The sequence below is a fragment of the Streptomyces sp. NPDC017940 genome (genome assembly GCF_044328435.1).
GTDB lineage: Bacteria > Actinomycetota > Actinomycetes > Streptomycetales > Streptomycetaceae > Streptomyces.
The window spans coordinates 647,125-661,957 of the sequence record NZ_JBIRHJ010000002.1; the positions used below are offsets into that span (position 1 = coordinate 647,125).

The following is a 14,833-nucleotide window of genomic DNA, read 5'->3' on the forward strand; positions in this document are numbered from 1 at the left end:
GATGACCCTCCGCGCGCGGGACCTGTTCCGGCCCACCACCGCCACCCCTCCCCCCGGCCCGTACGACACCCGCGGCCCCTCCGCCCCCTCCGCGCGGGCCCGGCCCGCCCGCACCGCACCGTCCGATGTCGCGCTCATCCGCAAGCCGTGGCCGCAGGACGCCGGGCAGTCGGCGCGGCCCGCGTTCGTGGGGCCCGGCGCCCGCACGTACGGCGAACTCGCCGCGCAGGTCGCCGCCGTCGCCTCGGGGCTGCTCGGGCTCGGCGCCGAGGTCGGCGACCGGGTGGCGATCTGGGCGGACAAGGAGCCGCGCTACGCGGAGGCGATCCTCGCCGCGCTGCACGCGGGCTGCGCGTACGTGCCGCTGGACGGCGGGCAGCCGGTGGCGCGGGTACGGACCATCCTGGCGGACGCCGAACCCGTCGTCCTCGTCACGGACAGCCGGCGCCTGACGTCCCTCGCCGACCGCCCGCTCCCCGCGTCGGTGCGGGCGGTCGTGCTCACCGACGACGAGCCTCCGCGCCCCGACGGCGGCGGCCCGGACCGGACCCGGCGCCGGGCGCCGTCCGGCGGGGCACCTCGCCAACCCGCCGTGCACGGCTGGTCCGCGTTCACCTCCAGCGCCGCGGGGCACGTCGTGCTGCTGCCGTCCCTGGAGCGCGACGACCTGGCCGCGATCCTGTACACATCGGGGTCGACGGGAACGCCCAAGGGCGTCCGCATCACGTACCGCAACCTCGCGTGCTTCATCCGGTGGGCGCGCGAGGAGCTCGATGTCGGGCCCGGCGACGTGTTCGCGGGCCACGCCTCGTTCAACTTCGACCTGTCGACCTTCGACCTGTTCACCGCCCTGTCCGCGGGCGCGGGCCTGTGGATCGTGCCGGACGCGGCGACCCGGGACGTGGGCGCGCTCGCCGCGGGCATCCGTGCGCACGGCGTCAGCGTCTGGTACTCGGTGCCGTCCGTGCTGCACCTGCTCACGGCCTCGGGCGCGCTCACCGCCGACACCGCAAGGAGCCTGCGGTACGTGCTGTTCGCGGGCGAGGTGTTCCCGATGCCGCAGCTGCGCGCGCTCGCGGCCCGGCTAGCGCCGGACACCGGGCTCTACAACCTGTACGGGCCCACCGAGACGAACGTGTGCACGTACCACCGGGTGCGCACGCAGGACCTGTCCCGGCACGAGCCCGTGCCCATCGGCACCCCGCTGCCCGGCGCCGAGGTGTCCGTCGTCGACGATGCGGGCCGGGTGCTGACCGGGCCCGACGCGTTCGGGGAACTCGTCGTCGAGGGCGACTGCGTCACCCCCGGCTACTGGCGCCGCGAGTCCGAGCCGGCGGCGGCCTCGCACCGCCGGGGCCGCCACCACACCGGCGACCTGGTGGGCCTCGACGACGGCGCCCTCGTGTACCGGGGCCGCAAGGACCGCATGGTGAAACTGGCCGGGCACCGCGTGGAACTGGGCGAGATCGAGGCGGCCGTGCTGCGGCACCCCGGGATCGCGCACGCCGCGGTCGTCGTCACCCCCGGCGGTACCGGCTCCGACACCGGGAACGGCTCCCCCACCGGCCCCGATGCCGGGAACGGCTCACCCTCCGGCTCCGGCTCCGGCACCGGCGACGGAAGCAGCGTCGCCCTCTACTTCACGCTCAGCGGCAGCACCCCGCGGCCCGGGCTCATCGAGCTCAAGCGGCACTGCGCGCGGTACCTGCCCCGCTACATGGTGCCGCGCACGGCCACCTGCCTCGACGAACTGCCGCGCAACGCCAACGGCAAGACCGACTACCGGCGCCTCGGCGGCGCGGCGCCCGCGCCCGCCACCGCCCCGCGCGCCGTGCCCGGCAAGTGACGGAGACATACATGACCCAAGGCCCGAGCGAGAACCACCGCCGATGCGACGCGCCGCGGACCCTCGTCGCCGTGCTGCGCCGACACGCCGAGCAGCGGCCGGACACACTCGCCTACCGCTTCCTGAGCGGCACCGACGCCACCGGGACCGCGCGGCCCGACACCGCGGGACACGACATCGCGGGGCACGCGGACCCGACACCCGGCGCCGAGGCGTACGGCACCGACGCCACCGGCCCGGCGGGCGGCACCGGCGCCGAGCGCTCCTGGACCTTCGGCGAACTCGACCTCCAGGCCCGCCGCGTGGCCGCCCTGCTCCAGCACGAGGGCGCGGCGGGCGAACCGGTGCTGCTGCTGCATCCGCCCGGGCTCGACTACATCGCCGGGTTCCTCGGGTGTCTGTACGCGGGGGCCTTCGCCGTGCCCGCGTACCCGCCGGACACCCGCCGCTTCGGGCAGACCATGCCGCGGCTCGCCGCCATCGCGCGGGACTCGGGGGCCACGCACGCGCTCACCACCGGCGGCCTGTCCCGGTTCGCGGGCGACCGCAGGGACGAGCTCGCCGCGCTCGGGCTCGGCGGGCTGCGGTGGCTGGTGACGGGCGGCACCGAAGGACCGGGCGCGCCGGGCGCCGGGGGCGGCGCGCCGGACGGCCTGGGCGCCGTGCACGCGGACGACTGGCGCGAACCCGGACTGAGCGCCGACTCGCTGGCGTTCCTCCAGTACACGTCCGGTTCGACGTCCGCGCCGAAGGGCGTCATGGTCGGCCACGGCAATCTCCTGCACAACCTCTCCGCCATCCACCGGAGGCTGGCGCACGACACCGGGTCGGCGATGGTGTCGTGGCTGCCGCCGTACCACGACATGGGGTTGATCGGCGGCATCCTGTCGCCCCTGTACGGCGGGTTCCCCGCGCACCTGATGGCCCCGATGTCGTTCGTGCGCCGCCCCCTGCTGTGGCTCCGGACCCTGTCCGAGACGCGTGCCTCGACGAGCGTCGCCCCCGACTTCGGCTTCGAGGCGTGCGTCGGCCGGATCACCGACGAGGAACGTGACCGGCTCGACCTGAGCCACTGGCGCCTCGCCCTGAACGGTGCGGAGCCGGTGCGCGCCGACACCCTGGACCGGTTCACCGAGCGGTTCGCGCCGTGCGGGTTCCGGCGCGCCGCGCTGCTGCCGTGCTACGGCCTCGCCGAAGCCACCCTGATGGTGACCGGCGTGCGCGCCGACGAACCCCCCGTCGTCGGGGAGTTCGACACCGCGGCGCTCGGCGCGGGCCACGCGGCCCCGGCCGCCGGAGGCCGGGTCACCCGGGTCGTGGGCTGCGGTCCCGCGGTGCCGGGCCTCGACGTGGCGGTGGTGGACCCGGGGACGCGGCGCCGCGTGGCGGAGGAGGGCACGGTCGGCGAGGTGTGGATCGCGGGCGGCAGCGTGGCCCGCGGCTACTGGCGCCGCCCGGAGGCCACCGAGGCGACGTTCCGCGCCCTCCTGGACGGGGAGGACGACGGCGGCGGGAGCGGCACGCCGTATCTGCGCACGGGCGACCTGGGCTTCCTGCGCGGCGGACAGCTGCACGTCGTCGGCCGTACGAAGGACGTCGTCATCGTCCAGGGCCGCAACCACTACCCCCACGACGTCGAACGCACCGTGGAGCGCGCGGAGCCCGCCGTCCGCAAGGGCTGCGGCGCCGCCTTCGCCGTCGAGGTGGACGGTGCCGAGCGCCTCGTGGTCGCGTACGAGATCGACGGTAGGCGGGCCGACGACGCGCCGGGGCTGCTCGCGCGGCTGCGGTCCGCCATCGCCGACGAGCACGAGGTCGCACCGCACGCCGTCGTCCTGCTGAAGCGGTCCACGGTGCACAGGACCACCAGCGGTAAGATCCAGCGCCAGGCCTGCCGCCGGGACTTCCTCGGCCTCGGCCTGAAGGTGGTGGCGGCCAGCGTCGCCCGCGACACACCGTCGCCGGCCGCCCCGGAGGCCGGGCCGCCGCCGCGGCAACCGGCGGGCGCGGCGGTCGAGGAGGTCCTGCGCGCTTACGTCGACATCGGCGGCGGCCCGCCGGACGCGGCCCCGCAGACGTTCGCCGAGCTCGGGCTCGGCTACCAGGACCTGCTGTCCGTGGTGGGCGAGCTCGAGCGGCGGCACGGTGTCGCGATCCCGGTCGGGGAGCTGCTCGTCCGTCCGCGCGTCGACACGCTGACCGGGCTGCTCGCCGCCCGGGTCCCGGTCGGCGCCGTCTGGGACCCCGACGCCGTGCGGTCCTGGCTGACCGCCCGTGTCGCCGAACGGCTCGGGCTCGCCGCGGCGGCGGTGGACCCGGCCCTGCCGCTCGCGTCCCTCGGCCTCGACTCCAAGCAGGCCGTGGCGGTCCTCGCGGAGCTGAGCGCCCGCACCGGCCGCGAGATCCCCGCGACCGTTGTCTTCGACCACCCGACGATCCGGGCCATCGCCGCCCACCTCGCCACGACCGCCGCGGAGCCCGCCCCGACGCCGCACACCACCGTGCCCGCGCACCACAACGCGCACACCACCGTGCGGGCCCACACCACCGTGCCCGCGCGCGCCACCGTGCCCGCCCGGTCCGCCGCGCCCACTCCGTTACCTCGCACCACGGCGACCACGCGGTCGGGTGGGCATCCCGAACAGCCCGAACAGCTGCTCCAGCCCCTCCAGCCCCTGCCCGACGGCGGTGGGCACGAGCCGATCGCCGTCGTCGGCATCGGCTGCCGCTTCCCCGGCGCGCCGGACCCGGACAGCTACTGGCGGCTGCTCCGCGACGGCCGCGACGCGATCACCGAGGTGCCTCGGGACCGCTGGGACGCCACGCGGGTCGCCGCGCCCGACTTCGGCGGCTTCGTCGACGGCGTCGAGGAGTTCGACGCCCGGTTCTTCGGCCTGTCGGCGCGCGAGGCCGTCCGCATGGACCCCCAGCAGCGGCTGCTCCTGGAGACCGCCTGGCAGGCCCTGGAGGACGCGGGCAGCGACCCGACGTCGCTCGCGGGGAGCGACACCGGCGTGTTCGTCGGCATCAGCAGCCACGACTACGCCGAGGTGGTCATGGGCCGCCTGGACACCGTCGACGTGCACGGCGCCACCGGCAACGCGCACGCCGTCGCCGCGGGCCGGCTGTCCTACGCGCTCGACCTGCGCGGCCCGAGCCTCGCCCTGGACACGGCGTGCTCGTCGTCCCTGACAGCCGTCCACCTGGCCTGCGACAGCCTGCGCGGGGGCGCGTGCTCCCTGGCGCTCGCGGGCGGAGTGAACCTGATGCTGACGCCCGGCCTCTCGGTGGCGTTCGCCGACGGCGGGATGCTGTCGGCCGACGGGCGCTGCCGCACCTTCGACGACGCGGCGGGCGGCTATGTGCGCGGCGAGGGCGCGGGCCTCGTCTGCCTGAAGCCACTTACGGCCGCCCTCGCCGACGGCGACCGCGTGCACGCCGTGATCAGGGGCTCGGCCACCGGCCACGGCGGCCGCAGCAACGGCCTCACCGCGCCCCGGGGCTCCGCCCAGCGCGCCGTCGTCGAGCAGGCCCTGGCGCGCGCCGGGCTGAGCGGCAAGGAAGTCGACTACGTCGAGGCACACGGCACGGGCACACCGCTCGGCGACCCCGTCGAGTGGGAGGGGATCGCGGCGGCGTACGGGATGGGGCGGCCGGACGGCGCCCGGTGCCTGGTCGGCTCGGTGAAGACCAACATCGGGCACCTGGAGGCGGCCGCGGGCGTCGCGGGCCTCATCAAGGCGGCGCTCGTCGTACGGGAGCGCGAGGTGCCGCCGACGCTCCACCTGACCACGCCCAACCGGCAACTGGACTTCGACGGCGCGGGCCTCGACGTACCGACGCGCCGTACGCCGCTGCCGCGGCGCGGGCCGGTGCGGGCGGCCGTCAGCTCCTTCGGGTTCGGCGGCGCCAACGCGCACGTCGTCCTGGAGTCACCGCCCGAGCCGACCGAGCCGGCCGAGCCCCCGCCCGCCCCCACGACCGCGCGGCCGGTGCACGCCCTGTGCCTGTCGGGCCACACGCCGACCGCCCTGACCACCCTGGCCCGGCGCTGGCGCACCCACCTGGCCGCGCACCCGGAGGTACCGGTGGCCGACCTGTGCCGGTCCGCGGGGACCGGACGGGCCCGGCTCGGGCACCGCGCGGTCATCGTCGGCGGGTCGGCGGCGGCGCTCGACGCGGGCTTCGAGGCACTGGCGGGCGGCACGGCCTCGACGGCCGTGGTGCGCGGCACGGCCGGGCACGGTCCCGGCCCGCGCACGGCGTTCCTGTTCGGCGGCCAGGGCACGCAGTACCCGGGCATGGGCAAGGGCCTGTACGACACGCACCCGCCCTTCGCCCGCGCCATCGACCGGGCGGACGACGTGCTGCGCCCGCACATCGGCGTGCCCCTGACCGAGCTGCTGTTCGCCGACGACGGCACGCGGCTGCGCGCCACCCGCTACTGCCAGCCCGCGCTCGTGGCCCTGGAGGTCGCGCTCGCCGAGCTGTGGATGTGCCTGGGCGTACGGCCCGCCGCCGTGCTCGGGCACAGCGTCGGCGCCTACGCCGCCGCGTGCGTGGCCGGGGCGATGACGTTCGACGACGCGCTGCGGCTCGCGGCGATCCGCGGCAGGCTCATGGACGAACAGCCGGGCGACGGCGCGATGATCGCCTGCCTGGGCGACGCGTCGACCGTGCGTGACGTCGCGGAACGGTACGGACCGCTGTCCGTGGCCGCCGTCAACTCGCCCACGCATCTGGTGCTGTCCGGTGGCCGCGCGGAGATCGAGCGGGCCCGCACCGCGCTCGCGGAGCGCTCCGTCGTGGTCAAGCCCCTCGCCGTGTCGGGCGCCTTCCACTCGGCGCTCATGGCGGGCGCCGCGGAGCCGCTGCGCGAGGCCGCGCGTACCGTGCGCTTCGCCGAGCCCGTCGTCCCGTGGGTGTCGGACGCCACCGGCGAGGTCGTCGGGCGCGTCGACGGCGACGCCCTGGTGGACCATCTCCTCGGCACCGTGCGGTTCGCCGACGGCTTCGGCACGCTGCGGCGCCTCGGCTGCGGCGCCTTCGTGGAAGTGGGCCCGCATCCGACGCTGCTCGGGCTCGGCCGGTCGATGACGGCTTCCGGCACGGCGGAGTCCGGCCCGGACGCGGACCCGCCGCTGTGGCTGCCGTCGCTGCGGCGGGGCCGTGCCGGAGCCGTGCCGGGCGCCGCGGGCGACTGGGAGACGCTGCTCCAGTCCCTGGGGCGGCTGCACTGCGCGGGCGCCACGGTGGACTGGGCGGCCCTCGACGAAGGGCGGCGCGGCCCTGTCGTTCCGGTGCCGCACGCGGTGTTCGAGCGGGAGCGGTACTGGTTCACGCCGCCTCCGCCGGGAGAGGCCTCCGGCCCCGGTTCCGTACCTCGGGAAGCCCTCGTACCGCGGGAAGCAGATCCCGTACCGCAGGAAACCCTCGTACCGCAAGAAACTCCCGTACCGCGGGAAGCCGCTCCCGTACCCCGGAAAGCAACCCCAGCCCCGGAAGCCCCGCAAGCCCCCGACGCCCCCGACGCCCCCCAAGAAGTCCTCACGCAGGTGTCCCGCGTCTGCGGGCACCCCGTGGAGCACATCCCGCACGACGCGCGCCTCGGCGCCGACCTGGGCTTCGACTCGCTGATGCGTACGGAGCTTGAGCGGGCCCTGCGACGGCTGTTCCCGGGATGGTTGGACGGGAACCGCGAGCAGCTGCCCGAGGACCCGACGGTGGCGCAGCTCGCCGCGCTCCTCACGGGCGCCGCACCCGTGCGTGCCGGCGCCCTGCCGGTGCCCGCGCCCGCCGCCCCCGCGGCGCCGGGCACCACCGACCCGCCCGTGCGGCAGGAACGCGTCTTCGAGGAGTGGCCGGAGTACGCCGAGCTCCAGGGGCGGCTCCGGCAGGCCACCGCCGACGGGGACAATCCCTACGGGCGCACCCACGAGGGCTACAACAGCGCCAGGGCCAGTGTCGGCGGGCGCACCGTCCTGAACTTCTCCGCCTTCAACTACCTGGCCCTGTCCCACCATCCGCGCGTCCGGCGGGCCGCCCGCGCCGCCGTCGACCGGTACGGCACGTCCTGCTCGGCGACGCCGCTGCTGTTCGGCGAGACCCCGCTGCACCATCGACTGGACGCCGAGATCGCCTCGTTCCTCGGCACCGAGGCCGCGATCGTCTTCGCGGGTGGGCACGCAACGAACGTCGCCACCATCGGGCACCTCTTCGGCCCGGAGGACCTGATCCTGCACGACGAGTGGATCCACGACAGCGCCGTGCGCGGCAGCGTCCTGTCGGGCGCGCGGCGCCTGCCCTTCCCGCACAACGACTGGCGGGCGCTCGACCGCGCGCTCGCCGGGTCCCGGGCCCGCGCGCGCCGCGCCCTCGTCCTCGTGGAGGGCGCCTACAGCCAGGACGGGGACCTTCCCGACCTGCCGAAGTTCATCGACGTCAAGAACCGGCACGGCGCCCTGCTGATGGTCGACGAGGCCCACTCCCTCGGGGTGCTCGGGCGCACCGGGCGCGGCATCGGGGAGTACTTCGGCGTCGACCGCGCCGACGTCGACCTGTGGATGGGCACGCTCAGCAAGGCCGTCGGCAGCCTCGGCGGCTACGTCGCGGCGCGGCGCACGATCGTCGAGTACCTGAAGTTCACCGCGCCGCTGCACATCTTCAGCACCGGCACGTCGCCCGCCAACACGGCCGCCGCCCTGGAGGCGCTGCGGGTCCTGCGGGACGAACCGGAGCGCGTGGCCCGGCTGCGGCACCTCGCCGAGCACTTCCGGGACTCGGCGCGCGCCCGCGGCCTCGACATCGGCGTGTCGCGTGCCTCGGCGGTGGTCCCGGTCGTCATCGGCGGCTGGGAGGAGACCATGGCGCTCTCCAACGCGCTGCTGCGCCTCGGCGTGAACGTGATGCCGATCGGCTACCCGGCCGTGCCGCGCGACGAGTGCCGCCTGCGCTTCTTCGTCAACGCCGACCACACCGAGGACGAACTCGACCGCGCACTGGACTTGTTGGGGCACGCCATGACGCAACGCAGGACGAACGGAACCGCACCCACCGGGCCGCACGCCGGGACGGCCCCGGAGACACCCCCCGGGACGGCTCGGGAGACGCCACCCGAAACGGCAGCGGAGACGCCGCCCGCCACCACGGCCGCCGCCCCCTCCCCCGCACCCGCCACGGCCCCCGCACCCTCCGCCTCCTCCACCGCGCCCGACGTCCTGGTGGCGGGCGCGGCCGGGTTCATCGGCGGGCACCTCACCCGGCGCCTCGCCGAACGCGGCCACCGCGTGCGTGCCCTCGTCCGTGCGGGCAGCGACCGCTCCGCCTTCGCGGGGGCCGACGTCGAGGTGGCCGTCGGGGACCTGGGCGACGCGGACAGCCTGCGCCGGGCCGCCACCGGGGTGCGGCACGTGTACAACTGCACGGGCCTGTCCGCGGACTGGGGGCCCTGGGCGGACTTCAGGCGCGTCAACGTCGACGGCAGCCGCAACCTCGTCGAGGCCGCGGTCCACGCGGGCGGCGTCGAGCGCTTCGTGCACGTCAGCACCACCGACGTGTACGGCTACCCGGTCCGCCCCTGCGACGAGGACACCCCGCCGCGCGACATCGGGCTGCCTTACAACCGCAGCAAGCTCCTCGGTGAGCAGGCCGTGCGCGAGGCCGCGGCGCGCGCGGGCCTGCCGCTGACCGTGGTGCGCCCCGTGAGCGTGTACGGGCCGCGCAGCAAGGACTTCGTCGTCGAGATCGCCACGCTGCTCCTGAGCAGGCAGATGGTCTACATCCGCGGCGGCCACGTGCCCGCGGGGCTCCTGTACGTGGCCGACGCCGCCGACGCCATGATCGCCGCCTGTGCGTCGGCGAGCGCCGCGGGCGGCACCTACAACCTGCGCGACGCCGACCCCACCACCTGGCGCGAGTACGTCGAGGCCCTGGCCCGCGGCCTCGGGGTGAAGCCGCCCTTCCTGAGCCTGCCCGCGCCGGTGGCGCGCGGGGTCGCCACGGTGTCGGAGGGGCTCTACGGGGCGCTGCGGCTCAAGGCACGGCCGGTGCTGACCCGGCACGCGGTGCACCTCTTCGACCGCGACCAGTCCTACGCCGTCGACCGTGCCCGCGACGACTTCGGCTTCAAGAGCGAGGTCGGCTTCGAGGAGGGCGTGCGGCTGACGCTCGCCTGGCTCGACACGCCCGAGGGCCGCGCCCGCGTCCCGCGCTGACGTCCCCGCGTCCGCGATCCCGCCCGCCCCGAGCCCGAGAGGAACCCGATGCCCCGCACCGAACGGCCGCGGGCGCCGGCCCGCGCCTGGTTCACCGGACCCGGCTTCGCGCCCGCGCCCGACCCCGCCGCCGACCCCGCGGGGCCCCGCCTCGTCTGCTTCGGCTACGCGGGCGGCACCCCGTCCGTGTTCCGCGACTGGGCGGACGGCGTCGGGCCCGGCGTCACCGTCGTACCCGTCCTGCTGCCCGGCCGCGGCCTGCGGAGCGAGGAGGCCCCGTACACGGAGATGGCGGAACTGGCACGGGACGCGACCGAGGCCCTGGTCGCCGCCGGGCACGCGGCCCCCGGGGCCCGGCACGTCTTCTTCGGGCACAGCATGGGCGCGCTGCTCGCCTACGAGGTCGCCTGCGCGCTGCGGGACCGCGGGCTGTCCGGGCCCCGGCACCTGTTCGTGTCCGGCAGCAGGGCGCCGCACCTGTACGGCGGCCCGGACGGCCAGGACCTCGGCGACGACGCCCTGCGGCAGCTCGTGCGCGACCTCGGCGCGCTGCGCCCCGACGACCGGGTGGGCAGCGCCTACCTGGAGCGCAGACTGCCGGTGCTGCGCGCCGACCTCGCGCTGTGCGCGCGCTACCGCTGGCGGCCGCGCCGCCCGCTCGGCTGTCCGATGACGGCGTTCTCTGCGGACCGCGACCCGATCGCCCTGCCCGCCCAGGTGGAGGCGTGGCGGGCGTACACCGCCGCCTCCCTGCTGCACCGCAGGGTGCGGGGCGGCCACTTCTTCCTGCACGGACCCGCACGGCTTCCGCTCCTTCGTGAGCTGCGCGCCGAACTCACCCGTACCGCCGAGGAGAGGGAACCCTCATGGACCCACTGAGCCTGGCCAGGGCCGTCAAGGACCGGGCGCAGGAGCCGTTCAGGCACCTGGCCGCGACGGCGAGGACCGTCGCGGACCCGCGTCTTCCGCTGCTTGTCGCGCTCAACCGCACCCTGTTCACGCCGCTGTACCGGGCGTCGTTCCTGGCCGCCGCCGCGGGCTCCGGCGTGCTGCGCTGCATGGCGACGCGCCCCTGCGACCTGGAGAGCATCGCCGAGCACCTGGGCACGGGCCCCGAGGAGCGGCGGCGGCTGCGCGCCTGGCTCGACATCGGGGTGCGCCTCGGCGAACTCGACCTGCGCGAGGGCTGCTACCGGCTCAGGAGCCGCACCGCCAAGGCGCTCGCGCGGGAGGGCAACGACGCCGTCGCTGCGGCTCTCGAGGAGCTGCTGCGCTTCCATGTGCCGGCGCTGCGGGACGCCCCGCGGATGCTCCAGGGCGGCGGCCGGTTCGGCCTCGGCGACCAGGACGGCCTGGTCGTCGCGCGGTCGTCCCTGGTGGTGCGCGGCCTCGTCGAGGCGGCCGTCAGGAGGGCGCTGCCGCGCACCGCGCCGGTCAGGCTCCTGGAGGTCGGCTGCGGCAGCGGCGCCCACGTGCGGTACGCGGCCCGGCTCAATCCGCGCCTGACCGCGCTCGCCATCGACCTCCAGGCGGAGGTCGCCGCGCGGGCGGCCAAGAACATGGCCCAGTGGGGGCTCGCGGACCGCGTCGAGATCCGCCGCGGCGACCTGCGCACGCTCGACCTGCAACCGCAGTTCGACGTCGTGACGATGCACAACAACATCTACTACTTCCCGCAGGACGAACGCGCCGAGGTCCTCGCCCGCGCCCGCTCCCTGCTCGCCCCCGGCGGCACGCTGCTGCTCACCTCGTCCTGCCGGGGCAGCGGCACCCTCGGCATCGAAGTGCTCAACCTGTGGTTCGAGTACGCCAGGTTCGGCGGGCCCCTGCCGCGGGAGGACGAACTGCTCGACCAGCTGCGCGCGGCCGGTTTCGACGACGTACGGGCCTCGCGGGTGCTGCCGGGACAGGCGTTCCGCGCGTTCACCGGCAGCAACGCGGCGACGGGCCCGGCCCGGGCGCTCCCGGCCCGCTCCACCGTCACCGCCGAGGGGGCCGCGTCATGACCGCGAAGGCGACGACCGGGTCCTGGGCGACCACCGCGCCCGCGGGCGCGGCTGCGCACGCGGACCTCGTGGCCGTGCTGGGCGGCCCGCACACGGCGGGTCCTGGCGAGCTCGGCGGCAAGGGCGCGCGGCTCGACGAGCTGATCAGGGCGGGGCTTCCGGTGCCGCCCGCCTTCTGCCTCACCACCGGGCTCTTCGAGTTGTTCCTGCGCGAGAGCGGCCTCACCGCCGAACTCCGCGCCGCCGAGGCCCGCTCCGCGCCACCGGCCGCCGTCCGCGAGGCGGTCCTGGCCCGGGACGTCCCCGAGCCGCTCGCCCGCACGGTCCTCGCGGCGTACGAGGCCCTCGGCCGCCCGCGGGTCGCGGTGCGCTCCTCGGCGCCGCGCGAGGACTCCGCCGAGCGGTCCTACGCCGGTCAGCACGACACGGTCCTCGATGTGTCCGGGGACGCGGCGCTGCTCGACGCGGTCAAGGCCTGCTGGGCCTCGCTGTGGTCGGACCGCGCCGCCGCCTACCGCGCCGGGGAAGCGGCGGGGGCCATCGCCGTCGTCGTGCAGGAGATGGTGCCCGCCGACGTCAGCGGGGTGCTCTTCACCGTCGACCCGATCGGCGGCAGGCCGCACCGCCTGGTGGTGGAGGCCTGCTGCGGGCTCGGTGAGGGCCTGGTGTCCGGCAGGGTCTCCAGCGACTTCTTCGTCGTGGACGACCGCACGCTCGACGTCGTCGAGGAACGCGTGCGCTACAAGGTCACCAAGTGCGCGCCGCTCGCGCCGGGACGCATCGGCATGACGAAGGTCGACGCCGCCGACCGGGACGCCCCCTGCCTGACGCGCGACCAGCTCGCCGCCCTCGCGCGGCTCGCCCTCGACGTCCGGGACCGGTACGGCGCGGAGCAGGACATCGAGTGGGCGCTGCGCGACGGGGCGCTGCACCTGCTCCAGGCCCGCCCGATCACCACCGGGCCCCGGCCCGAGACCTCCGGCGACGCCCGCAGCCCCTACCTCCCCGAACGCCTCGAAGGACAGCCGGACGCCGTGCGGCACGGCACCCTCTGGTCGCGCATGGACATCGGGGAGATCTTCGTCGGCCTGATGACACCGCTCGGCCTGAGCTTCGCCCGCCACTACCAGGATCATGTGCACGGCGACTGCGCGGCGGCGCTCGGCGTCCGCGACACCGGTGACGTGGGCCTGCACATGGGCTTCCTCCAGGGCCATGTGTACCTCAACATCTCCTACACCTCCTACCTCCTCGGCCAGGCCCTGCCCACCCGTGACCAGCGGCACTTCACCCGCCGGTTCGTGAGCGAGGAGGTGGACCTGGCGGCGTACGAGAACCCGTTCGGCACCTTCCCCGGCGGGATGCGGGACCTGCTGTCGGCCACGCACTGGCTGCGGGCCACGGCGAACGAGATGCTGGTGATGAAGGGCCGGGCCCGCACCATGGTCGACGCCCGCCTCTACGAGTTCGACCGGGCCCGGCGCCTGGACCTGACCCGGATGGGCCGCCGCGAACTGCACGCCGAACTCAGCCGCTACCTGGACTACTTCCACGACGCGCACGTCGGCTACATGCCGTACTACATCAACGCGTTCGGGTTCTACGGCATCCTCACCGAGCTGTGCGCCCGCTGGCTCGGCGCGGCGGGCGACAACTTGCAGAACCGCATCAAGACCGACATGTCGAGCCTGCGCACGGTCGCGTCGGCCCAGGAGATCTGGGCCGTCGCCCAGGCCGCGAAGGCCAGGCCGCGGGTCATGGAGATCATCGAGGCGGCGCCCCTGGAGGAGGTCGCGGACCGGCTGCGCGCCGACCCGGACGGCGAGGCGTTCTGGCAGGCGCAGATGGAGCCGTTCCTGCGCGCCAACGGCACCCGCGGCCGCCAGGAGATGGAGCTCACCCACCAGCGCTGGATCGACGACCCCTCGTACATCTTCCAGATGATCCGCCGCTACGCCGCCGACGGCTTCACCGCCGACGACATCATGGGCCGCAGCCGCGCCCGGCAGGAGGGCGACGCCCGGGAGGTCCTGAAGGAGCTGCCGCTGCCGCAGCGGGCGACCGTCGAAGGCCTCATCTCGATGTACGCCCTGTGCAGCGAGCTGCGCGAGACCACCCGGATGTCGATGATCACATCGATCTGGCTGGTCAGGAACGTCGTGTACGAGGTGGGGCGGCGGCTTGTCGACGAGGGGCTGCTGCACTCCTTGGACGAGGTCGCCTACCTCGACTTCGCCGACGTACGAAGCTATCTGGCCACAGAGCTGCCCGCGCGTGCGGTGTTCCCGCGGGCGCGGACCGAGGAGCGGCGGCGGGTGCACGAGTACCGCAACCGGCTGCCGGAGCCGCCGCTCACCTTCGTCGGCGAGCACGACAGCACGCGCGCGGTGCGGCCCGTGAAGGACGGGGCGCGCCTTGCGGGGCTCGGGTCGAGCCCCGGGCGGATCGTGGGCCGGGCCCGCATCGTCGAGGACCTGGTGTGGCAGGCCGACGAGTTCCAGGCCGGGGAGATCCTGGTCACCCGGCACACCGACGCCTCCTGGACGCCGCTGTTCGCCATCGCCGGCGGGGTCGTCACGGACATCGGCTCGATGCTCTCGCACAGCTCGATCGTGTCCCGGGAGTTCAACGTGCCCTCGGTGGTCAACACCAAGTACGCCACGCAAGTGATCAACACCGGCGACATGGTCATGGTCGACGGCGACACCGGTGTCGTCGAGGTCGTGGAGGGCTGAGCGCCCCGCCGGCACGCGAGGTACACGAGAGGA

The 14,833-nt window shown here is 75.4% G+C and carries 5 protein-coding genes; all 5 read left to right on the top strand.

Annotated elements, in window-relative coordinates:
- The first annotated feature begins 1 nt into the window (after position 1).
- The 5 genes from ACH4DX_RS08395 to ACH4DX_RS08415 are packed head-to-tail and all read left to right on the top strand — an operon-like array spanning position 2 to position 14,800.
- On the top strand, positions 2–1,846 hold the full coding sequence (locus tag ACH4DX_RS08395) for an amino acid adenylation domain-containing protein (protein WP_398154502.1): 1,845 nt from the start codon (positions 2–4) through the stop codon (positions 1,844–1,846).
- An 11-nt stretch (positions 1,847–1,857) separates the two neighbouring features.
- On the top strand, positions 1,858–10,059 hold the full coding sequence (locus ACH4DX_RS08400; RefSeq protein ID WP_398154503.1) for an aminotransferase class I/II-fold pyridoxal phosphate-dependent enzyme: 8,202 nt from the start codon (positions 1,858–1,860) through the stop codon (positions 10,057–10,059).
- 48 nt (positions 10,060–10,107) lie between these two features.
- Positions 10,108–10,938: a thioesterase II family protein gene (locus ACH4DX_RS08405; RefSeq protein WP_398154504.1), complete on the top strand. Its 831-nt coding sequence runs from the start codon at positions 10,108–10,110 to the stop codon at positions 10,936–10,938.
- Positions 10,926–12,065, top strand: coding sequence for an SAM-dependent methyltransferase (locus ACH4DX_RS08410; RefSeq protein ID WP_398154505.1), 1,140 nt, complete (start codon positions 10,926–10,928; stop codon positions 12,063–12,065). Before ACH4DX_RS08405 ends, ACH4DX_RS08410 begins: the two co-directional genes overlap by 13 nt.
- The gene (locus ACH4DX_RS08415) at positions 12,062–14,800 is read left to right on the top strand and encodes a PEP/pyruvate-binding domain-containing protein (protein WP_398154506.1); all 2,739 of its coding nucleotides are present in this window, start codon (positions 12,062–12,064) and stop codon (positions 14,798–14,800) included. The genes ACH4DX_RS08410 and ACH4DX_RS08415 overlap by 4 nt, the downstream gene beginning before the upstream one ends.
- The last annotated feature ends 33 nt before the right edge of the window (positions 14,801–14,833 follow it).